17 protein-coding genes are annotated in these 23588 nt (G+C 46.2%); 4 read left to right on the forward strand and 13 right to left on the reverse strand.

What is annotated here, in order from left to right:
• Window positions 1-116: 116 nt before the first annotated feature.
• The 5 genes from oppF to LYZ37_RS09420 form a co-directional block, all read right to left on the reverse strand.
• Window positions 117-1109 carry a murein tripeptide/oligopeptide ABC transporter ATP binding protein OppF gene (gene oppF / locus LYZ37_RS09400; RefSeq protein ID WP_004747474.1) on the reverse strand — a complete coding sequence of 331 codons (993 nt, stop codon included), beginning with the start codon at window positions 1107-1109 and terminating at the stop codon, window positions 117-119.
• Window positions 1106-2077: an ABC transporter ATP-binding protein gene (locus LYZ37_RS09405; protein ID WP_272785302.1), complete on the reverse strand. Its 972-nt coding sequence runs from the start codon at window positions 2075-2077 to the stop codon at window positions 1106-1108. The genes oppF and LYZ37_RS09405 overlap by 4 nt, the downstream gene beginning before the upstream one ends.
• Window positions 2078-2127: 50 nt before the next feature.
• Window positions 2128-3030: an oligopeptide ABC transporter permease OppC gene (gene oppC, locus LYZ37_RS09410; RefSeq protein ID WP_272785303.1), complete on the reverse strand. Its 903-nt coding sequence runs from the start codon at window positions 3028-3030 to the stop codon at window positions 2128-2130.
• 15 nt (window positions 3031-3045) lie between these two features.
• On the reverse strand, window positions 3046-3966 hold the full coding sequence (gene oppB / locus LYZ37_RS09415) for an oligopeptide ABC transporter permease OppB (protein WP_171321180.1): 921 nt from the start codon (window positions 3964-3966) through the stop codon (window positions 3046-3048).
• 135 nt (window positions 3967-4101) lie between these two features.
• Complete coding sequence (locus LYZ37_RS09420; RefSeq protein ID WP_004747466.1) at window positions 4102-5772, reverse strand: ABC transporter substrate-binding protein; 1671 nt, start codon at window positions 5770-5772, stop codon at window positions 4102-4104.
• Window positions 5773-6390: 618 nt separating this feature from the next.
• Here LYZ37_RS09420 and LYZ37_RS09425 point away from each other — a divergent pair.
• The 4 genes from LYZ37_RS09425 (at window position 6391) to LYZ37_RS09440 (ending at window position 12272) form a co-directional block, all read left to right on the forward strand.
• Complete coding sequence (locus tag LYZ37_RS09425) at window positions 6391-8595, forward strand: lipase (RefSeq protein ID WP_272785305.1); 2205 nt, start codon at window positions 6391-6393, stop codon at window positions 8593-8595.
• 12 nt (window positions 8596-8607) lie between these two features.
• Window positions 8608-9816, forward strand: coding sequence for an outer membrane protein transport protein (locus LYZ37_RS09430; RefSeq protein ID WP_420794629.1), 1209 nt, complete (start codon window positions 8608-8610; stop codon window positions 9814-9816).
• A gap of 172 nt (window positions 9817-9988) precedes the next feature.
• A complete protein-coding gene (locus tag LYZ37_RS09435) occupies window positions 9989-12031 on the forward strand; it encodes an NHL repeat-containing protein (protein WP_272785307.1) in 2043 nt (680 codons plus the stop codon).
• Between the two features lie 10 nt (window positions 12032-12041).
• Window positions 12042-12272, forward strand: a complete 231-nt coding sequence (locus LYZ37_RS09440; RefSeq protein WP_272785308.1) for a hypothetical protein — start codon at window positions 12042-12044, stop codon at window positions 12270-12272.
• Between the two features lie 26 nt (window positions 12273-12298).
• Here the strand turns inward: LYZ37_RS09440 and LYZ37_RS09445 are convergent, their stop codons facing one another.
• The 8 genes from LYZ37_RS09445 to LYZ37_RS09480 form a co-directional block, all read right to left on the reverse strand.
• On the reverse strand, window positions 12299-13003 hold the full coding sequence (locus tag LYZ37_RS09445) for an ABC transporter ATP-binding protein (RefSeq protein WP_272787163.1): 705 nt from the start codon (window positions 13001-13003) through the stop codon (window positions 12299-12301).
• Between the two features lie 19 nt (window positions 13004-13022).
• Window positions 13023-14306 carry an ABC transporter permease gene (locus tag LYZ37_RS09450; RefSeq protein ID WP_272787164.1) on the reverse strand — a complete coding sequence of 428 codons (1284 nt, stop codon included), beginning with the start codon at window positions 14304-14306 and terminating at the stop codon, window positions 13023-13025.
• Window positions 14307-14308: 2 nt separating this feature from the next.
• Window positions 14309-15523 (reverse strand): ABC transporter permease, encoded by a 1215-nt coding sequence (locus LYZ37_RS09455; protein ID WP_272785309.1) that lies wholly within the window; start codon window positions 15521-15523, stop codon window positions 14309-14311.
• Entirely contained in the window at window positions 15520-16791 is a 1272-nt protein-coding gene (locus LYZ37_RS09460) for a TolC family protein (RefSeq protein WP_272785310.1), read from the reverse strand. The genes LYZ37_RS09455 and LYZ37_RS09460 overlap by 4 nt, the downstream gene beginning before the upstream one ends.
• Window positions 16784-17917 carry an efflux RND transporter periplasmic adaptor subunit gene (locus tag LYZ37_RS09465; protein ID WP_272785312.1) on the reverse strand — a complete coding sequence of 378 codons (1134 nt, stop codon included), beginning with the start codon at window positions 17915-17917 and terminating at the stop codon, window positions 16784-16786. Before LYZ37_RS09465 ends, LYZ37_RS09460 begins: the two co-directional genes overlap by 8 nt.
• Before the next feature lie 180 nt (window positions 17918-18097).
• A complete protein-coding gene (gene copI / locus LYZ37_RS09470; protein ID WP_272785313.1) occupies window positions 18098-18634 on the reverse strand; it encodes a copper-resistant cuproprotein CopI in 537 nt (178 codons plus the stop codon).
• Window positions 18635-18696: 62 nt separating this feature from the next.
• The gene (locus LYZ37_RS09475; RefSeq protein WP_272785314.1) at window positions 18697-21867 is read right to left on the reverse strand and encodes an efflux RND transporter permease subunit; all 3171 of its coding nucleotides are present in this window, start codon (window positions 21865-21867) and stop codon (window positions 18697-18699) included.
• Window positions 21864-23576, reverse strand: coding sequence for an efflux RND transporter periplasmic adaptor subunit (locus LYZ37_RS09480; RefSeq protein WP_272785315.1), 1713 nt, complete (start codon window positions 23574-23576; stop codon window positions 21864-21866). Before LYZ37_RS09480 ends, LYZ37_RS09475 begins: the two co-directional genes overlap by 4 nt.
• Window positions 23577-23588: the final 12 nt, after the last annotated feature.

The following is a 23588-nucleotide window of genomic DNA, read 5'->3' on the forward strand; positions in this document are numbered from 1 at the left end:
GGTGATTAGAGACAGTTGGCTTAGTTGTTCGAATTATTTGAATAGTAGAAAGGTAGCGATACAAAAAAAGCGCGACCCCGTAAGGATGCCGCGCTTAAGCCCGTCACAGGCTGAAATTATACGCTCACGTGCAAGCAAGACACGGCATGAACGTCGTTACCTTCGATAGCTGGCTTAGTTTGAGCACACGCTTCCGTCGCCTGAGGACAACGCGTACGGAACACACAACCCGAAGGAGGACTGATTGGTGATGGAAGGTCGCCTTCTAGCATCTCGATGTGCTTGTTGCGCTCAAGCTTTGGATCAGGAATTGGTACTGCAGACATAAGCGCGCGAGTGTACGGGTGCTTTGGATCCGCGAACAGGGCTTCGGCTTCACCAAGTTCAACAGCATTACCAAGATACATAACTAGTACTCGGTCAGAGATGTGTTTCACTACCGACAAATCGTGGGCAATGAATACTAGTGATAAGCCAAGTTCTTTCTGTAACTCTTTAAGTAGGTTTACAACCTGAGCTTGGATTGACACGTCTAGTGCCGATACAGGTTCGTCACAAATGATCATCTTAGGCTTTAGAATCAACGCGCGAGCAATACCGATGCGCTGACACTGACCACCTGAGAACTCATGAGGGTAACGGTTGATTACGTTTGGTAGTAGACCTACTTTCGCCATCATCTCTTTAACACGAGTTTTCACTTCATCTTTCGAAAGCTCTGGATAGAAAGTTTCCAATGGCTCAGCAATGATGTCACCGACTGTCATACGCGGGTTTAGCGATGCCAAAGGATCTTGGAAAATCATTTGAATTTCTTTGCGCGTTTCACGGCGCTGGATTTCTTGCATCTTAGTCAGGTCTTGACCAAGCCACATCACGTCGCCGTCAGTCGCTTCAACAAGACCAATGATTGCACGCGCGAAAGTCGATTTACCACAACCAGACTCGCCTACTACGCCTAAGGTTTCACCTTCATATAAACGGACGTTAACGCCGTCTACTGCTTTAAGGTTTGCAGGCTTTGACCAAGGCCAAGCAGATTTTGATGCAATACTAAAGTGAACTTTAAGATCTTTAACATCTAGGATTAGGTTCTTATCTACACTCATTTGCTCCAAGCCTCCCATTCAGAAAAACATGCGCGCTGACGACCTTCACCAAATGGCGTCAAGATTGGCGCTTCTTGCTTACAACGATCCATTACACGGTGGCAACGCTCTTGATAAGGGCAGCCTTGTGGTAGACGAAGTAAGTTAGGCGGGTTGCCTGGAATCGTTGGTAGAATTTCTCCCTCTGTATCCAGACGAGGAATTGCTTTTAGCAGACCTTCAGCGTATGGGTGGCTCGGGTTGTAGAAGATTTCATCGACCGTACCGTACTCCATTGTACGACCAGCGTACATAACTAGTACTTTGTCACATGAACCTGCAACCACGCCAAGGTCATGAGTGATCATGATAATCGCAGTGTTAAACTCCGATTTCAGCTCGTTAAGCAGATCCATGATCTGGGCTTGTACCGTTACGTCTAGCGCTGTTGTCGGCTCATCCGCAATCAAGAGTTTTGGACGACACAACAGAGCCATGGCGATCATCACACGCTGACGCATACCGCCTGAGAACTCGTGTGGGTACATAGTGATACGCTTACGCGCTTCTGGAATTTTGACCGCTTCAAGCATGCGTACAGATTCTTCGAACGCTTCCGCTTTACCCATGCCTTTGTGAAGCATAAGTACTTCCATTAACTGATCACTCACCTTCATGTAAGGGTTAAGCGACGTCATTGGGTCTTGGAAGATCATTGCGATCTGTTCTGCACGTACTTTGTTGAGTGCTTTTTCTGGAAGGTTAAGAATTTCATTACCTTCGAATTTTGCGCTACCTGAGATAATACCGTTCTTTGCCAGTAGTCCCATGATAGCGAATACAGTCTGAGATTTGCCTGAACCAGATTCACCTACGATACCTAGAGTCTCGCCCTGATTCAGAGAAAAATTTAAATCGTTTACTGCGGTGACGATACCATCTTGAGTGGTAAATTCGACACGCAGATCTTTGACATCTAATAAGCTCATCATTGCTTCCTTAATCTTTTTTATAGATTTTGTAATTTATTGCTTTTTGATTATCTGTCTTTTGGATCCAGCGCATCGCGCAGGCCGTCACCGACATAGTTGAAACAGAAGAGAGTCACAACCATGAATATTGCTGGGAATGTAAGCTGCCAGATTGCTACTTCCATTGTCTGTGCACCTTCTTGAAGAAGCGCACCCCAACTTGTCATCGGCTCCTGAACACCAAGACCAAGGAATGATAGGAATGATTCAGTCAAAATCATGCTTGGGATTAGAAGCGTTGAGTAAACCGCTACAATACCCAGTACGTTTGGCACGATGTGACGAGTGATGATTTTCCACTTGCTCACACCACAAACGTGCGCTGCTTCGATGAACTCTTTACTGCGTAAGCTAAGTGTCTGACCACGTACAATACGTGCCATATCTAGCCATGCAATCGCACCGATAGCAACGAAGATAAGAATGATGTTACGACCGAAGAAGGTTACTAGTACGATAACTAGGAACATAAACGGTACTGCGTAAAGGATCTCAAGGATACGCATCATGATTCGGTCTACTTTACCGCCGATGAAGCCAGAAGCTGCACCGTAAAGCGTACCAATCAATACCGCTACAAACGCACCCATTACGCCGACCATCAGAGAGATTCGGCCACCAATTAAGGTACGAACGTAAAGGTCACGACCTAAACTATCAGTACCAAACCAATGCTCTGCGTTTGGACCAACGTGCATCGCGTACCAGTCAGTATCATCGTAAGTGTATGGCGCAATAGTCGGTAAAACGATTACCGCAAGCGTCATTAAGAATAGGATAAACAAGCTCACCATCGCCGCTTTGTTACGCATAAAGCGGATACGAGCGTCTTGCCACAGACTGCGACCTTCGATCTCTAAGTTTTCAGAGAACTTTTCAATCGCTTCTAGGTTTTCTTTTTTCGTTAACATAACCAAACGTCCCTGTTAGTAGCGAATTTTCGGGTCAATCATTGCAAGTAGGATATCTACAATCGCATTGAATAGAATGAATAGGAAACCAATCAAGATGGTTACACCCATTACTAGCGAGTAGTCACGGTTAAATGCAGCGTTAACGAATAGCTTACCAATACCTGGTAGACCGAAGATGGTTTCGATAACAACTGAACCTGTGATGATACCTACGAACGCAGGGCCCATGTATGAAACAACAGGAAGAAGCGCTGGTTTAAGTGCGTGCTTGATGATGATGTAACGGTAACTTAGACCTTTCGCACGAGCGGTACGAATAAAGTTACTGTTTAATGTTTCGATCATCGAACCACGAGTGATACGTGCAAAAGTCGCGACGTAGAGTAGTGACATACCAATCACTGGCAGTACTAGGTATTTCAAACTACCGTCATGCCAACCACCCGCTGGGAATAGGTTCCAATGCAGCGAGAAGAGATAGATCAGTGCCGGTGCCAATACAAACGATGGCATTACAACACCTAACATGGCGGTGGACATTATGGTGTAGTCAACCCAGGTATTTTGCTTTAAGGCAGCAATCGTACCAACCGTGACCCCCATGATGACCGTAAAGATAAACGCGATAAAACCAACTTTTGCCGATACTGGTAGTGCAACAGAAATCAGTTCGTTTACAGAGTAATCTAGGTACTTAAATGAAGGACCAAAATCACCTTGAATAACGTTTGTTAGATAAGTCGTGTATTGCTCAAATACTGGCTTATCAAGCCCGTATTTAGCTTCGATGTTCGCCATAACTTCTGGCGGTAATGGACGCTCGCTTGAGAATGGGTTACCCGGTGCGAAGCGCATAAGAAAGAAAGATACGGTGATCAAAACCAACATGGTTGGGATCGCCTCAAATATCCTTTTCGCGATGAATTTAAGCATAAACTCACTCTTTCAGTCTGTGACAATTAAAAATTAAGAATCAATCAAATTTCTACGAATTTAGATTGTATAAAGGCACTGCATGTAATTTCTCACATGCAGGCCAATATTTTTATAGTTCTATCAGTTCAAGATTTACTTGATGATGTATAGATCTTTAGAGTAGATCTTCTCTTCTGGGTTGTTTGCTGGGAAGCCACCAACCTTAGGAGACAGTAGACGTGATTTCACGTACTGGTAGATAGGTGCGATAGGCATGTCTTTCGCTAGTAGCTTCTCAGCTTCTAGGTACAGCGCTTGACGCTCTTCTTCTGACTGAGCAGCAATCGCTTTAGTCATGATCTCGTCGTAAGCTTTGCTGTCGTAGTGAATACCGCCAGTCGTGTTGTTACTCTTCATTAGAGTTAGGAATGAAGATGCTTCGTTGTAGTCACCACACCAACCGGCACGTGCCACTTCGAAGTCGCCTGAATCTTTAGTAGATAGGTAAGTTTTCCACTCTTGGTTTTCTAGAGTAACGTCTAGGCCAAGTGTCTTCTTCCACATAGAACCTAGTGCTACAGCAACTTTCTTGTGGTTCTCAGATGTGTTGTAAAGAAGGTTAAACTTAAGTGGGTTGTCTGAACCGAAACCTGCTTCTTCTAGAAGACGAGCCGCTTCTGCATCACGCTCTGCTTGAGTCATTTGACCGTAAGCAGGCATTTCTGGGTTGAATCCAGCTGTGATTTCAGGCGTTAGGAAGTAAGCTGGTTTTTGACCTTGTGCTAGGATAGCGTCAGTAACGATGTTACGGTCGATTGCGTAAGAGATCGCCTTACGTACACGAACGTCATCAAATGGCGCTTTCTTAGTGTTGAAGATGTAGTAGTAAGTACATAGGTTACCTGTAACCGATACTTCTTCTGGATGCTCTTTCTTAAGACGCTTGAAGTGCTCAACAGGTAGTTCGTAAGAGATATCGATTTCGCCTGCTAAAAAACGGTTCATTTCCGCTACCTGGTTCTCGATAGGTAGGAAAGTTACTTTGTTTAGCTTGGTGTTTGCGTTGTCCCAGTACTGTTCGTTACGCTTAAGTACTAGGCGCTCGTTAACAACCCAGTTGTCGACAACGAATGCACCGTTACCAACGAAGTTTTCTGGCTTAGTCCACTGGTCACCGAACTTCTCAACTGTCGCTTTATGAACAGGTTTCACTGTTGTGTGACCCATCATCATTACGAAGTAAGGAACAGCTGCGTCTAGTTCAACAACTAGAGTATGGTCATCAACGGCTTTAACACCTAGCTCGCTCTTGTCTTTCTTGCCTGCGATGATGTCTTTCGCGTTCGCCATCTTGGTGTATTCCATGTACCAAGAGTATGGAGAAGCCGTATTTGGATCAACTGCGCGCTGGAAGCTGTATACGAAATCGCCAGCAGTTACAGGATCGCCGTTAGACCACTTTGCGTCTTTACGTAGGTGGAAAGTGAACGTTTTGTTGTCTGTTGTTTCCCAAGACTCTGCAACACCAGGGATAGTGTTACCGTCAGCATCTTGGTTCACTAGGCCTTCTAGAAGATCACGAATTACGTGAGACTCTGGTACACCTTGAGATTTGTGCGGGTCGATTGTCGCAACTTCAGTGCCGTTACCACGAACAATTTCTTGTACGTCAGCAAGTTCTGTTTTTTGAGAGTCTGATTTAGCTTCAGGAGCAGGTGCTGGCTGTGCAGCTTGCTTTTCTTCTGGTTTGTCGCCACAACCAGTTAAAGCTAAAGAAAGGCCCGCGCCTATAAATAGAGCGCGTGTGATTTTGTTCTTATACATGCGTAAAACTCCAAGTTTTTCATTTGCATCCATGACTTCTTTGTACAGTACTAGAACGGACAGTGATTTAGATCTGTTTAGCTCAAATTTTAAGCATAAAAACCTAAAACCGTACAAAGATTGCGGCACACAGTATCAATCATTGAAGTAATTTGCCATAAAAATGTAGCAAAAAATCGTATAATTCCACGGTTACTTCAACAAAATGGTAAAAAACACCAGTAAAGACAAAATAGTCAGTTAATTAACTTACATTTCCCTCAACCAGTAGACTGAAGTGCCAAATTATCTAATAAGAAACCATTTTTTAGCATCTTATGCTAGATATTGTGCGGAAAAATTAACAAAAGTAATGTAATCTAGCTAACAGTTAGCTACATTTATCTCCGTAAAAACAACGTTCTGTGAACTTAGTCACTCAGGTGCACTTAAAAAGCGATCGTCTCCCCAAAACAAAGCATACCCACAACAGATTTCTACCCAAAAACTCATTGAGACACACTATCTAAATCACCATTCCCACAAGCCTTTAGATTTTTTTAGTGTTAAACATTTGTAAATAACTCCTTGTTCGCTCGATATATCAGGTCAATTTGAGCAACTAAACGGGTATCTCCTATGAGAGGATTTCATTCTCTATCTTTAGCTATTTCGGCTATCACACTACTTAGTGGATGTGGGAGCGAGGAAAGCACTTCTGATAATATCGCTGTAGAAGTACCTTTTTCGTTGAGTAGCATTCCTATGCCGAATGACGGTTATGGATATGATGCTGACGGGACCATCTCTTTGCCGGGTGAACCTTCTTCACCCAATGCATATTCAACCAACGCTGAATATGACGCTTATTACCAAAATTTCGAGACCAGTTTCGCTGCTGTCGACGGCTGGGGCTTATGTGTCGAACCGATTGAGATTCCGCTTAGCAGTGTCGGTTCTGAACAGGTTATTGCACTTGATCCGCAAAGCATTATCACAGAATCAAACAGCGCAACTGATACTGTGATGTTGTTTAAAGAAGGCGATCCAACGCCTCTCGACATCAAGGTTACTAACGATGGTCGAAGTCTCTCTATTCAATGTGGAGAAGCTCTAAATCTCGATACGCCAACTCGATATCACCTGATTGTGACTAACGGGGTGACAACGGAAACTGGCCTGCCTCTAAGTGCGAGCAGCGAATTTACTCGCCTAATGAACAGCTCCAATGAAGAGTTGAGTGATTCTGAGCTAGTCGTAAAACGAGACTCAATTGACCCCGCTGTGACCCATTACCGCTCGCTGGCGAGCGCGGGTATTGCCTATGCCGCAACCTTTACTACCCAAGATGCTTACTCTCCTCTTGATGAGATGATTGAAGGCAACAAGAATGCCAAACTTGAGCTAGTACTTGGTAGCCTAAACACTAAACATAATGATTTTGACGAAGCAGAAGGGATTCTTACAGTCACTCAGTATCTCCCGTTTGACCAACAAACTGCCGACAACGACCCCTCTGGCTGTGTGCTAGACGAATATGACCCAATAAATGCTTGCCAAGCTATGTACCGTTGGATTGAGCCAGCAGATACCACTAACGGTCACCATCTAACTCGAAACAACCCTACGCCTAAGATACATGATGCAACTAAGGAATTACCGGTAAATATCTATCTACCAAAACCAAAGCACACGCCTTCTTCAGACACTACCGCCGAATGGATGATGAAGAATAATAAAGCAGTAATTTTTGTTCATGGATTAGGTGGAGATAAATCTTCCACTAGCTTGATGGCAGCAGACTACACCAATAAAGGCTATGTAGTATTTGCAATTGATATGCCCTATCACGGCTCACAGATCGTGAAAGATAACAATGGTAATGAGATTAGCGCAAATGCCAATAGAGCCTTCTTTATCAATATAACTTCTCCCCTAACTTTGAGAAGCAACCTTCACCAAGCGGTCACTGATTTTACTGGGTTACGTTACGCATTAAATTTTGGAAATCCTCAAGCTCAGCGCGAAGTTAGCCTAATCGGCCAATCTCTGGGGGGAATTGTCTCTGTGATGATTTCTGAAATGACTCAAGGTAGAGATGATTTACAACTCAAAACGGCAAATTTTGTTGTCCCTGGGCAGGGGTTGGTTAACTTAACGCTTAACTCATTGCTTTTAGGCCCTGAGATGGAGCGAGCAATCAAAGACTCACCTGATATTCAGCGTGCTATCGCCGAGACCTTGGTTCCCAACCTTTGCTACGAAGGGGTAAGTAACGAAGATTGCATTAATGCACTTAACGACCATTCATCAAGCTTTCCAGACAGCATCGCAATGCTAGAGGAAGAGATCTATGCAGCAGTGCTGCCATTGCTTAAAAAAGGTGTTCAAAGAACGATTGATAGTGCCGACCCAGCAGGCAAAGTCCACCGTCAGGTTTCAGAGCAACAACCTACACTGCTGCTTGAAGCGTTCGGTACCTGTAAAAACGACTGTGAAGTAGGTGTCGACTATATCCCGGACTCTGTCGTACCAAACTCAGCGCCAAACAATCAATTGACCGGAACTGAACCACTTATCCGCGCTCTCAAGCTCGACCCTATTCTTGATGACGTTCCAGTTTCTGAAATCCGGGGGGTAGTAAGAGCAACCAAAGGTGGACATGGCACCTACCTGTTTCCTTATGAAGGGCCAGTCAACGAAGAAGGCGTCCCTGAACAAGAAATCACTATTGAAGGCATGCAAGCAATGACCGCTCAGCAACTTGCCATTTCAAGCATGGTTATCGATCAGCGTGTCAGGCTTAGAAATGACTATTTTGTCGACAGCAGTGACTTCAACTAATTGGTAGGATTTATTATGAAAAAGTACATTATTCTCGCGGCTGGTCTTGTCTCTATCTCGCAAGTCCACGCCGCAGGCTTTCAACTTAATGCTCAGTCGGCGACGGGTTTAGGTCGTGCATTCGCTGGAGACGCGATTATTGCAGACAACGCTGCTGTGATATCAAAAAACGCGGCGGCGATGAGCTTAATCGACCAACCGATGATATCAGTGGGCGCAGTCAATATTGCTAGCCAAGTTGAGTTTAGTGATATGCGTTACACGACGCCAAACACAATCACTCAATCGCTCGATGACACGACTCTCGACAACAATACCTTATTACCTAACGCCAATATGGTGTTTCCGTTAGAAGGAACCCCTTGGACGCTTGGCGCTACCATCCATTCAAACTTTGGTACCGACGTCGAATTTGAACAGGAGTTTGACGCGCCTATCTTTGGGGGCAAAACCTACTTAAGTAGCATCAATGCGGGCTTTTCTGCCAGCTACCAAATTGATGACGCATGGTCGGTGGGTGGCGGTCTAGACATCATCTATGGAGAGGGCGATATCGCGCGCAAGCACAACAACGCGCCATTGCTTACTATTGATGCCGACGGATTTGGTTTAGGGTTTAATCTAGGTGTGGCTTATGTCCTCGATGAGAACAACCGCTTTGGTTTATCTTATCGCTACAGCCCTGAGCTAACTGCGAACGGCCATGTAGATCAGATGGGGCAAGGAGTCACAGACTCAATTAACATCCCACTGCCCGATATCATTGAGTTTTCCGGTTATCACCGACTTAATCCTAAATGGGCAGCGCACTACAGCTTGCAGTATGTCGCTTGGTCTGAATTTGATAGCTTAACCTCGGAAAGTTATTCAGCGTCAATTAAAGACTACCAATGGCAAGATGCCGGACATGTTTCAGTCGGTGTTACTCACTATCTGAATCGCTCTATCGAGCTAAGAGCGGGCTATATGTATGACTTGTCACCCGTTGATCAAATCAATTCTCTGTCGATTCCTGATACTGACAGACATTGGTTTACCTTTGGTGGTACTTATACAGCAACCGAAAACCTCAGCGTCGATTTAGCGTTAGGTTACTTAACAGGTGAACAAACCACGATTGATGAATCACAGGTTCTTGCTAACCCAGAACCTTTCAATGTTGTTTCTACCGTCAACACTAGCGCTTGGTTAGCAGGTCTTCAGCTTAACTACGCTTTCTAAATTTCTCAACGTAAAGAAACGGTTTTCTGAGTCAGAAGGCCGTTTATTATCAATCAGTTCCTAACCTCGCGCACAATTCTAAATGTAACAATGACACTTCGTGGAACTGTCATTTAAGCCTGCTACATTTATACATCTAATTACATATAAATTAACGTCATAAAGGCTTATTATGGGAATCGCATATCACACCTATATTGGTAAGCAGATAACGCATTTACCTAACCTCCCCTGTCGTGCGGCAGGCAATGTTTCGCTCAATACCCCTGTTGGCAACTGTGTTGACCAATTTGGTCGAATATGGTTGGCGGATACCGCACACAATCGAGTTCTCGTCTTCGATAGAAAGATGGACAAGTTGTTAGCTAGCTTTGGCAGTGTTGGTAATGGCAGCCAGCAGTTCAATATGCCCTTTCGCCTGTTACCCCATCCAGATAAACCTTGGATTTACGTCAGCGACATTGCCAACAAACGTATCCATATCCTTGAATACGATCACGCGCTCAACATCCACTCAATCAGCAACTTTGGCAGCGGTGATCCCATCAACTTACAAGGTCCAAACGGATTAGCTTTCTTTCAGGGTAAGCTGTGTGTCGCTGATGAGTTTTACGAAGGTGAAAAAGGTGAAAGCCGGTTAGTGATTTTCAATGAGGAAGGTAAATGGTTAAGAGACATCACAGTCATCGAAGCCAAAGAGCCAGTTCACTTTTTATGGCCTCAGGGACTGAGTTGCGATCTCGACGGTCATCTGTACATTGCGAATACTGGCTTTGCGACTGTAGTTCGCTGTGACTGGGAGGGAAATCCTGTCCCATTCGCGAATGGTAAAACTTATCTAGATGGTATCGATCTCGCTCGCGATGTCTCAATCATTGATAACCGAATCCTTATCCCGGGAGCCAAGCAGTATTCGGTGTCTGTTTACGATATTGATGGCCATTTTTCAGGTAATCTCACCGGCTTCTTTTCACCAATACAAATCACCAAACTTGACCAAAATCGCCTGTTGATCACCGAGCCCATTCTCGCTTCTTTGCAGATTCATCAGATTGACTGGTCAGAATTATCCCCTCAACTGCCTATATCGACATTAGTGGTTGATCAATTGGGCGATGAGCGCGATAAAAAGGGACAGCTGCACTTTGTCACCTCAGTGGCTGGCGATACATCTCCCGTTCCAACAAACAACTCCGAAAGTCGTTACCCTATTATCAGTGAATGGTGGGAAAACCACTTTGAACAGCAAGATAAGTGGCTCAACTCGATCCACCAAATCGATGCGCCTTCATGGGTCTCAATGACCTTAAGTACCCAGATGGAGTGGACGCAAAAATGGCAACAAACCTGGGTACGAATATTCCTTGGCGATAAGTTTGATGACCCAAATCAACTGCTTTGGCTGGTTGACGCCGGTAACTATCAACTGCAAGCGACAGAAAGCACTCAACCCGATGCAGCAAGACCGGGCAGCTTGCCTCTTTTACCCGGATCACTTGGGATCTGTTCTTTAACTCCTTCGTCGCCATTGCTCGGACAGCTCAACCCAGACATACCTTTATTGGTTGTAAGCAATTACATCAGCGGTATTGTGACGATTTATCAATATGATGAGTTAATTGGCGAGCTAGTACCCTTTAGCTATTTTGGAGGTTTGGGTCACCAAGAGTGGCAGTTATTCAAGCCTCAAGGTGTTGCCGTCGATCCAATAAGCCGCGATATCTATATTGCTGATTCTGGCAATAATCGCATTAGTCGTTGGCGACTCAATCAACAAGGAATCGCTGGCTTAGTCACTACCTTTGGTGAAAAAGGCCATGGTGACAATGAATTTTTTACACCAACCGACATCACGATTACACCGGATGGTCAAAAGTACATAACCGATCAAAACAACAATCGCGTGGTGATTTACGATCGTCATGATCAATACGTTGGCAGTTTCGGTCAGCAAGGTTACGGAACGAACAATGACAACTTCCTACTACCGACCAGTATAGACTTTGACCATGGTAAGTTGTTTGTATCTGATTTGGTTAATCGAGCTATCAAGGTCTTTGACCAACAGGGACAATTCATTGATAGTTTTAGTGGCTTTGGTGCCGACCCAAGTAAAGGCCAGTTATGGATGCCATACCTGCTTCACGCACATAATCATACCCTCTACCTACCCGACTGCGCTCTTAATCGAGTTAACGTTTATAAGATTAGCTAAGGAGTTAGTGATGACATCAGTATTCGACAAAGCCAAAGCGAAACGCTTAAAGCAGACAAGTTCAGTCTCTCAGCAAGCAACGGAGGCGAGCGAAAAGCTTGCCAACCAATATCAATGCGTGACCCAGCATTGTTTAGAGCAACCTTCTTCTCATCAGACACGGGAAAAACTGGAACAGTGGCACAAAGCTCATCAAGAGCACGCCAATCACCACATTATGTCTCCGCCTCACGAGAACTAAAAAAGCGAGCCAAATGGCTCGCTTACTCATGCAACTTGTGCAATAGGTTTTCGGTCAGAAATTACTTTGCCATCTTTAATCGTGATAATGCGTTTGGTGCGTTCTGCCAGTGCATTATCGTGTGTCACGATGATGAATGTTCGTCCCTCGGCATGAAGCTGATTAAACAGGGCTTCAATCTCTGCACCCGATTTTGAGTCTAACGCCCCAGTCGGTTCATCGGCGAGAATAATTTGCGGATCATTGACTAAGGCTCTGGCAATCGCCACCCTCTGCTTTTGACCACCTGATAATTGGTTGGGCTTGTGATCAAGGCGATCACCCAGTCCCACTTGTTCAAGCAATTTTGCTGCTCGTCTTCGGCGTTCTTTGGCTTTCACGCCCGAATAAACAAGAGGCAACGCCACATTGTCGAGTGCTGTCGCGTATTCGAGCAAATTAAAGCTCTGAAAAACAAAGCCTATTCTTTGATTGCGAATCCCCGCAAGCTCATTAGCACTTAAGTTCGCCACATTCTGACCCGCTAACTGATAGTCACCTGCTGTCGGCTTATCTAAACAGCCAAGCATATTCATCAGGGTCGATTTACCCGAGCCAGACGGACCTAAAATAGATAGAAACTCACCTTGATTAATAGTCAGCTCTACGCCATCAAGCGCGCGAACTTCCGCTTCTCCGCTCGAATAGTATTTGCAGATATTGTTCAGCTCGACGAGCGCTTGCTGTGACATTTTCTCTCCACAATTGTTATTACTCACTTTGTAACGCCTCCAACGGACTGACTTTCGCTGCTCGATTCGCTGGCAACCAGGCTGAAGCAACGCCAATAATGATTAAGGTCGTGATCACCACCAGCACCACAATCCAAGATAGTTCAGGAACCGGTTTTCCTAGCTGCTCGTAAAACACATTGCCTTCCAAGCTGATTGCACTGAGTGCGGATACCAGCGCATAAGTCACACCAAGACCGAGCACTCCCCCTAGCATCATGGTCATGAGTGACTGCACCAGATAGTGCAAGCGTATCGCGGTCGGGGTTGCTCCAACCGCCATTCTCACTCCGATATCACGGGTCGAGCGTTTCACTGTCGCGTACATAACGTTGGCAATGCCTACCCCCGCTACAGCGAGCGTGACAAAACCAATAATGCCAAGGAAACTCTGCAAACCAATTAGGAACTGCTGCATGCTTTTCTGTTGCAGGAACATATCTTCGATTTGTACAACCTGCTCATCATTGACGCTTGCGCCATGCTTACGTGCTATCACTTGGCGAATCGTCTTTGCCAACGCCTTTCTATCTGCAGTCGCTTTTGGCTCGACATTGATACCTGCAATTTCACCGTTGGCGTGAAAACGCTGCCAAGTTGCCAGTGGAACAAAGCTTGAGTAATTGATTTGGTCGCCCTGCTCAATTTCAGCGCTGTTCTTTTTCAGTACCCCAACAACCGTAAACTCTTCACTGCCAATCTTGACCTTTTTCCCCACCGGATTGACTTGCAGTGTGACTGCCGCGAACCAACTAAAGTCTTCTACAGGATTAAATAGATCAGCCGCTAACGAGTAACCTAAAACCACGACTTTACGCATCTCTTTTTGATCGAGAGGGTTGAGCCAGCGACCACCAGCTAAAGGTTGCAAATTTGTCAGCAAAGCAAATTCCGTCGTCACCGCTAACGGCTCTTGCCATGAGCCTCGATCACCAGCACTAATACGCTCATTCCATCTTGCAGTGGGTACAACCCCTTTCACCTCGGGTAACGCGCGAACCACGTCGGCATCTTGCGCTTTAAGGGTTAGGAACTTTCCTTGATGAAAAGCGCCGTAATCGACAGTAGCCATACCACCAGTCAGATAGATGAGATTACCGTTGCCATTTTGCGCGGTTCTCAATACACCCTGACGGATCCCTTCACCAACAGATAACATCGCTGCGATACAAAGTGTCGCCCATGCGACCGCTAAAATTGTCAGACCCAACCTGAGTTTTTCTGCTGCCATCTCTTGGAAGATTTGTCTCATTGGTAACAGCATCATTAAGCCCTCGCGCTCAAAGCGATAACCGGAGTCAAGCGTGACGCTCTCCTCGCAGGGAAGTATGAGGCTAGCAGAGCCAAAACAAGCGTTACTAACAGTGACCAAGCAATTGAATCTGGCGTAATCACTGGCGAGCCAAGCCAATCAGGTAAAGTTACTGTACTTAACAAAGACACAAGCGCGTAAGAGATGGTTAACCCAAGCCCTGTCCCAACGGCAACTAAGATTAACCCTTCGAGAATGAACTGACCCAATATCGAATTTTGCGTTGCACCAATCGCCAATCGAACCCCTATCTCGCGTGTTCTTTCCGTCACAGATAGGAACATAATGTTAGCCACGCCTAATGCCCCAACGGCCATCGTCATTGCCCCGCTCGCGCCAAGGAAGATCTGAATACCGCGGAAAATCCCAGTAATCAATGCGCCGCCCTCACTGAAGTCGGGCAGATTTATCGCCTCTTTATCGCTCGGGTCAAAATGCAGTTGTTTGGCAAAGAAGGTCACTAAACTTTGCCTGAAAGACGCGCTATCCATACCTTCAATAGGTTTGAGTAACAACATCCACGGTTTAGCATCCCACAAATCGAGATAAGTGGTTTGCGGAACAAAGACCTTGCGGCTATCACCAAAGGAAATCCCCGCATCTTCATCCTTAATAACACCTATGACCAAGAAAGGAATACCGTTGACTTTGACCTGTTCGCCGACCTTGATGTTACCCATTTTGGCAATTTGGTCACCGAGAACAGCCACTCGCGTATGGTTAATGACATCACTCGGCGAGATGTTGCGCGAGCCAGATTCAAGCTTACGCTGCACTAAAGAAAAGTAAGACGGATCTATCCCACTCACAAAACCAGATAACTTCTGCCCTCTAACGTTGGTTACACTGGCGTCCCACTTCGCGTACACCGTTGATGCTTGCGCGACAAAACCCGACTGTTTGAGCATATCGACCTTGTCTTGCTCAATAGTAATTTTTCGTCGTGAGGGCATACCGTGCCAAGGCTTACTGGTACTTGAAGGGAAAGCGATTTGCACGTTGTTAACCATAAACGACAATGACTGAGTTTGATGACGATAGAAGCCTTCACCGAGCGCAATCAAAACAACAACAGAAATCACTCCCCATGCAATGGCAATGATCGCTAAAATGCTTTTTAGCCTATGTGCCATCAAGGTTTGCCATGTTTGCTGTAACAAACTGCTCATGAATCAAAAGCCTGAGAAATCAAAGCCATAGTGCTGTCATCTAACTTACCAGCAGTTTGCAGTAGTCCGACTCTCTGACGCCAGTAGTTATATAGGTTGGTTTGCAGGCTATTCTTTGCATCGAACAGACTGTTGTGCGCATTGATCACTTCCGACACTTCAAGAAGGCCTGCATCATAGAGCTTCTCTTTACTGCGCAGCACCTTAGCTCGTGATTCAACCAGTTCATCCGCCATCAATACCTGACTCCAGTTGATATCAACCTGAGTAAAGCGCTGTATGATGCGTTTCTGGATATCTATTTCTACTCGACGCAAATCTTGTTTGGCACTTAAGATATTAAGCGATGCTTCATCAACTTTAGCGCGCGTCGCCCCATTAAGATCAATCGGCACACTGAGTGTAATCCTGGCATTGAATTCACCGCTTGAGCGTCTATCGTCATCGCTGTAGCCTAGCTTGCCTTTAACCGTCGGGTAATACCCCCCTTGAGCAGAGTCTTTAGCAAATTCACTCGCTTTCACATTCTGCATGGCAACCAATAACTCTGGGCTACTGTCTTTGGCTAGCTTGAGCCACTGTTCTTGAGAATCGACTAACATTGGTGGCTGAACAAGCAAGTCTGTTCGGACTTGGTCTACCTCTTCAGGCATCTGATTGATCAGTGCGGCAAGTTCTGCTTTTTTACTTTGTAACTGAGCTTGAGCCTTGAGAATCGCAGCTTTTTCCGAAACTTGAGTGGCTCTAATTTCTTCCACATCAATGGATTTCACTTTGCCCGCTTTGTATCGTTTCTCGATGATCTTAAGTAACTTAGCCCCTTCTTCTAGTTTGTTTTGCGCCAATACAAGGTCCCCCTGAGCACTGGCCATATCAAGATAACTAGTAAGTAGTTTTTGCGCCAATTCATTGTGTGTTTGAGACAGCTCTAATTGGGCTTTTAGTAAGTTTGCTTCTGCTCGGTCTAAATCTGACCACAAGCTGCTATCCCAAATGGTTTGGGAAAGGTTGGCACCATAGCTGTTGGTCTTGTGTGTCGTTTCGTTCCAATTAGCAGAAGCATCGGCACTTAAAGAAGGCAGTAGCGAACTACGGCTGGATGAAATGCCCGTTTCACCTAACTGAACACCTATCTTGGCTTTTTCGTAATTAGGATCGCTCTGCTTTGCTTGTTGCCATGCCTGTTCAATAGATATCGCGTAACTCGGCAAACTGAGGGTTGTTGCCAGTAACACAACACTGATTTTAGATAGGTGCAACTTAGCCATGGGCAGCCCCCATCATCATGCTGTTATCAATGATCTCTTCATCCAGTTCAACGCCATCGAGCACTTCCACATTTATGCCGTCTGAAAGACCTAATTTCACTTTCTGTTTATGGAAACCTTGCTCCGAGTTATCAGGAATCAGAACATTGGGTGTATCACCCTCAAACTGAAGTACACGCTCTGGTAGCGTCAGTACGTTTTCCGACTTTTTAAGCGTGATTTGTGCGGTTGAAGAGAACCCTGAACGCAGCATTATATCTTGAGGAATTTTCAGTTCACCGACTTCTACCCCGAAGCCATTATCGAAACTCTTGGCCGTAGTCGAACCCGGAGAATTAAGGTTTTCTGACTGGATCGCCACCTTAGTCAGCACACCTTCGATTTCAACTTCAGGGTATGGCGCTACCGTAAGAATCACAGGCATACCCGGTGACAGCTGAGCCGCATCATGCTCACTGACACTGCCTTTGAAAATCAGACTTTTCATGTCTGCCAGTGACATCATCTCGGTCGCAGCTTGGCTAGATTCGGTGGAAATAATTGGCTCACCGACTTCTACTTTTCGATTCAGCACAGTGCCGTCAATCGGAGCATAGATGGTGGAGGTTAAACGAGCATTACCTATTGAAGCCTCACCACTTCGGATCAGCTCAAGGTTTTGGCGTTTCTGTAACACATTGGCTTTAGCTGACTTAACGACCGAACGCGCGGTAACATATTCATCGTAATTACGTGGAATAATATCTTGCTTAACCAAGCTCTCTAAGTTGGCGAGTTTTTGCTTTGCCGACTCAAGGTCCGCTTCGCTACGCATTAATTCGGTTGAGGCATCAGTCAGGGCTTTAGGTGTTGGGTTTGGGCGTACTTTGATCAGAGGCTGTCCCTGTTTTACTTTCTCACCCACTTGCGCGTAGATTTCTCCAACAATCCCATCAATTTGTGACTTTATCGAAACTGAGTGTGCCGGAACGATTTTACCTACCGCAACCGCCTGTTTCTCAATGGTTCCTTTTGCGACTGCCAGCATAGGAAAGGCTTGTGGCTCAGAAGAAGATTGCAGATAAAAATACGCGCCGCCACCTAGCAATGCGACACCGATAGCAGATAAAAGCCAACGTTTAGCCATAGTTTACTTCCAAAAATTGTTTTGCGTAGCCATCTGACTACCTCAAGATTATAAAGTTCCGGTGATAATACAGGATGTAAAATCAAATAATACATATGAAGTTTGTATGAGTTTGTCGTGCTAGATTGACAATAAAAAACGGCCAATTGAAATTGGCCGTTTTTTGCTACGCTAATGGGTCTATAAAGTGGCGCTTTTTACCATGCCAGCTTCAGCGTGTCCCGGAATGTTACAGGCAAATTCCACCTTATTGTCACCATGGAAATGCCAAAGTAACTGTTTGGCTTTGCCTGGTTCTACAGTCACTGTGCTGCCAGAATCATGAGCATGACCCGCCATCGTTTTCATCATCTCGCGGTGTTCGAGCTGCTCTTTTGCTGACCCAATTGAAAACTCATGATCTATCTTGCCTGTATTCATCACCACAAACTGGACCACATCATTAGGCTCAATCTTGACCTCTTTCTTAAAACGAATAGTCATATCATCGCTGAGAACAACGTGGACGACCTTGTCAGGTTTTGCGCCTGTCGCAGGCATACCAACGTCTGACATGCCTTCCATATTCATCATGTTTGAATGATCCATGTTGGAGTGATCCATTGCCATCATCTGACCATGATCCATATCTCCATGATTCATCATCGAATGGTCCATCTGAGCGAAAGCGTATGAACTAACCAAGGCTGTTGTGATCAATGCGAATGTCTTTTTCATCTTTTATATCCTTACGATTAGGTTGTAGGCAGCAACAATGACATTGCCACCTACGATTGAAGTTATTTATTTGCAAGTTGTTGATTTGAAGCCTGTTGTTTGTCATTAGATAGCTTTGAAAGCTCTCTTTGCTTCCACAGCTTGAAGATTGCAGGCAGTACCAGCAGAGTCAGCAATAGCGCTGATGCCATGCCGCCAATCATCGGCGCTGCGATACGTTGCATGACTTCAGAGCCAGTTCCATCGCCGTACATAATTGGCACTAAACCTATAATGACTGTTAGTACTGTCATCATCACCGGACGAACCCTAAGTCCGGCACCTTCACGAATGGCGTCCGTCAAATCATCTTTGTGTAGCGAATGCAGGTTTTGCGCGGCGTCGAGTTTACGTTGGTGCCAAGCTTGATTGAGGTAAACCAGCATGATGACGCCTATCTCTACCGCAACCCCAGCAAGAGCAATAAAACCCACACCAACCGCGATAGAAAAGTTGTACCCTAAGTAGTGCATTAGCCAGAGTCCACCCACCATCGCCAGTGGCAGAGTACACATAATGACCAATACTTCTCCTACTCGGCGGAAGCTGAAGTAAAGCAGCAACATAATAATGGCAATGGTGATTGGCACCACTACGCTCAAGCGCTGCTTAGCACGTTCCATATATTCATATTGACCAGACCAAGTGAGCGAGTAACCCGCAGGTAGCCGGAGCTGTTCACTGACAACGGCCTGCGCTTCGTTAACGTAAGAGCCTAAATCGCGACCATCAATATCAACAAACACCCAGCCGTTTGGACGAGCATTCTCGGTTTTGATCATCGGAGGGCCATCTTCATAACGAATGTCAGCCACATCCGCCAACGCGATGCGCGCACCATTAGGTGTTACTAGTGGGAGGTTTTTCAGTTTCACCACCGAATCACGGTAGTCTTGTGGGTAACGAACATTGATTGGGTAACGCTCTAACCCTTCAATTGTCTCGCCAACATTCATTCCGCCAATCGCCGTAGAGATAACTTGTTGGACATCCTGAATATTGAGTCCATAACGAGCAGCAGAGCGACGCTTAATATCAATCGTCACGTAACGACCACCAGCGACACGCTCAGCGTAGACTGACGCCGTTCCACTGATTTGATTTAGAAGCGGTTCAAGCTCGCCACCGATTTGCTCTATCACCTCAAGGTCAGGCCCAGCGATCTTAATGCCTATCGGTGTCTTAATCCCCGTCGCCAACATGTCGATACGCGTTTTGATCGGCATGACCCATGCATTGGTTAAACCAGGGAATTGAACCAGTTGATCAAACTCTTTACGTAATGACTCCGTTGTTATCCCTTCGCGCCATTGCGCTTTGGGTTTAAGTTGAATCACAGTCTCGATCATGGTCAGCGGCGCCGGGTCAGTGGCAGTTTCTGCCCGACCAATCTTGCCCCATACCGTCTCAACCTCAGGTACAGACTTAATTAACTTGTTGGTCTGTTGTAATAGCTCACGCGCTTTACCAATAGAGATCCCCGGATAGGTGGTCGGCATATACATCAAGTCACCTTCATCTAGAGGCGGAATGAATTCACTGCCGAGTTTGCTCATTGGATAGTAAGCAGAGGCAAGCAGACCTAATGCCAATACAATCATGGCTTTAGGATAAGTTAAGCTTAAGTTGAGTAGCGGACGATAAAGCGCAATGAGCGCCTTGTTTACTGGGTTTTTGCTCTCTGGCAGCACTTTGCCACGAATGAAATAGCCCATCAGTACAGGCACAAGCGTAATCGCTAAGCCTGCTGAAGCCGCCATCGCATAGGTTTTGGTGAACGCAAGTGGTGAGAACATCTTGCCTTCTTGACCTTCTAGCGCAAACACAGGAACAAAGCTCAAGGTAATGATCAGCAGCGAGAAGAACAGTGGTGCCCCCACCTCTTGCGCAGCCTTACCTATTACTTCCCATCGGTTGTTATCATTGAGAGGCGTACGCTCGATGTGCTTATGGACATTTTCGATCATCACGATCGCCCCATCGACCATTGCACCAATCGCAATCGCAATACCGCCCAACGACATGATGTTGGCGTTAATGCCCTGCCAATGCATCACAATGAAGGCTGACAAAATCCCCACAGGTAAGCTCAGCGCAATCACCAGTGACGAGCGGATGTGGAACAGGAACAAGGCACAAACAATCGCAACGACGATGAACTCTTCTGCCAGTTTTTTCCATAAATTCTCTACCGCCGAATCAATCAATGTCGAGCGATCATAGGTCGCTTTAATCTCAACGCCAGGAGGCAAACTTCGCTGAAGTTCTGCGAGTTTGGCTTTGACATTAGTGATCACTTCACTGGCGTTTTCACCAAATCGCATCACGATCACGCCACCAACCGCTTCACCCTCTCCATTAAACTCAGAGATACCTCGGCGCATTTGAGGGCCTAGGTTAATATCTGCGATGTCACCGAGTAGCAAAGGCGTCCCTTTGTCTGTCACTTTAAGTGGTAAGGATTGAATATCTTCAACACTCGATAGGTAACCTGTGGTACGTACCATGTGTTCCGCTTCCGCCACTTCGATGACTGAAGCACCCGTTTCTTGGTTGCCTTGCTGAATCGCCTTATTGACTTGTTGCAGCGTCAGGTTGTAAGCACGAAGTTTGGCCGGATCAATTTGTACTTGATACTGTTTGACCATACCGCCAACAGTCGCAACCTCAGACACGCCATCAACGGTTTGTAACTCATACTTCAAGAACCAATCTTGCAGCGAACGCAGCTCAGCCAGATCATGTTGACCTGCTTTGTCCTGCAGCACATAGCTGTATACCCACCCCACTCCCGTAGCGTCAGGCCCGAGCGTGGGTTTCGCTCCAGAAGGAAGATTGGGCGCCACCTGGCTGAGATACTCCAGCACCCGTGAACGCGCCCAATACATATCTGTATCATCGTTAAAAATGATATAGACGTATGAATCGCCAAAGAATGAATAACCCCGTACCGTTTCTGCACCGGGTACCGCAAGCATGGCAGTTGTCAGTGGGTAGGTGACTTGATCCTCCACCACCTGAGGCGCTTGACCGGGATAGCTGGTTTTGATGATCACCTGAACATCAGAAAGATCGGGGATAGCGTCTACTGGGGTGTTTTTCAGGCTATAAAGGCCGCCCAAGGTTAAAGCTAAAGTCGCGACCAGTACTAAGAAACGATTACTGATCGACCATCGAATAATCGCGCTAATCATACTGGCTCCTCACTCACCGTGATTTGCTTAAGTAGGTAATCCGACCCTTGCTTTTCAACTAGAAACCGAACTTTCTGACCTTCCTCAAACCCAGATAAATCCACTTCATCACCCACCGAAAAGTTCATCTCTCCGGCCTGCCAATCCCACTCCGCGACAGGTAAATGTTGTAAAGTAATCATGCCGAAATCCGCCATTAGCATAGTGATATCTCCGCTTAACCACACCTCATTGGCGACAACACTGTCACCGACTCGGTAATCAACAATTTGATACTGACCTTCCGGTGTCTTTTGCATCTCAAATTCTATGGCTTGACCCGATTTCAGCTCTTGCATGTTGAGCGGCTCAGCTACGGTAAAGTTCATCATCATCCCCGGCCATTGCCACTCAGGAACGGCTTGGTGATTGATGGTCAGCATTCGATGCCCTGCCATTACATCGGCAATTTCACCTTGAGCCCAGACGGTCTCAGCTGGCGGCTCTGTGCCATTAATTCGCGACAGATCGGCAGATTGGCTCGATTCTGAATCCAACATAAAGTGCGCCGATGTCACAACACTTTCCCCTAGGGTCAGTCCTTCAAGTACCTCGACACTCTCGCCTGCTTCTCGACCCACATTGATGCGCGCAGAACGATACTTTCCGTCACCTTCTGCAAGTACTACGCGGGTCATTCCTCCCGAACGAATCACGGCAGATTTAGGGATGGTTAATACCGACTCTTGGGTAACGGGCTGCAGCGCAATATTGGCAAACATATTCGGTTTGAGTTCGCCATTAGGGTTAGGGAATTTCAGACGTACCCGCAAAGTACGCGTGCTCGGGTCAAGAATGGGATAGACATAGTCCACTTCCCCTTGCCATTGACCATCAGGGATAGCGTCAAGTGTCATCGTTGCGATGCTGCCTGCTTGCATCCAATGGGCTTGGCGCTCAAAGACTTCCGCATCAACCCAGACTTCTTCCAGCGGGCCTGCACTGATCACTGCTTGCGCTGGAGATAAGTACCCCCCTTCGCGAATATTCAAGCTCGCGATGACGCCATCCGCCGGCGCTTTAATCTCGATAGATTGAGACGCTTTACCTCGCTTCTTGATTGCTTTAATTTGCGTGCGATCGACCCCTAAGGTCACCAAGCGCTCGGTCGCCCCTGTCACCAAACCACTTCGACCGGTTCGATAAGCGTTGAGTAACTCTTCTTGCGCTTTAATTAGCTCTGGAGAGTAGAGCGTAAATAACACTTCACCCTTCGCGACTTTTTCTCCTACCGCATTGATATTGAGCTTTTCAACCCAGCCGGCAACACGCACATTGGTTTGCCATAAACGACTTTCATCAAACGCAACGTAACCAACGGTTTCAATCCTCGGTGACAAGCGCTGCTTCTCAACCGGCGCGGTTTTCACTCCGAGGTTGTTTTCTACCGATGGGTCTATCGTCACTGTGCCCGGCTTGTTGGCATCTGAAGCCAGATCCTCGGCATAGACAGGGATAAGATCCATGCCCATCGGCGATTTACCCGGTTTATCGCGTTGGTAATTTGGGTCCATCGGTGCCACCCAATACAAGGGCTCATTTGAGTCCTTACTTGGAGCCGCAGCATCCGCCATTTTCATCAACGAGTGACTAGGCAAGAGCTGACTTACACCGAAACCAATACCACCACCAATCAATAGTGCGATCATCGCTACCTTAAATGTTTTCATCATTATTCCTTA

The organism is Vibrio tubiashii (assembly GCF_028551255.1).
Taxonomy (GTDB): Bacteria; Pseudomonadota; Gammaproteobacteria; order Enterobacterales; family Vibrionaceae; genus Vibrio; species Vibrio tubiashii_B.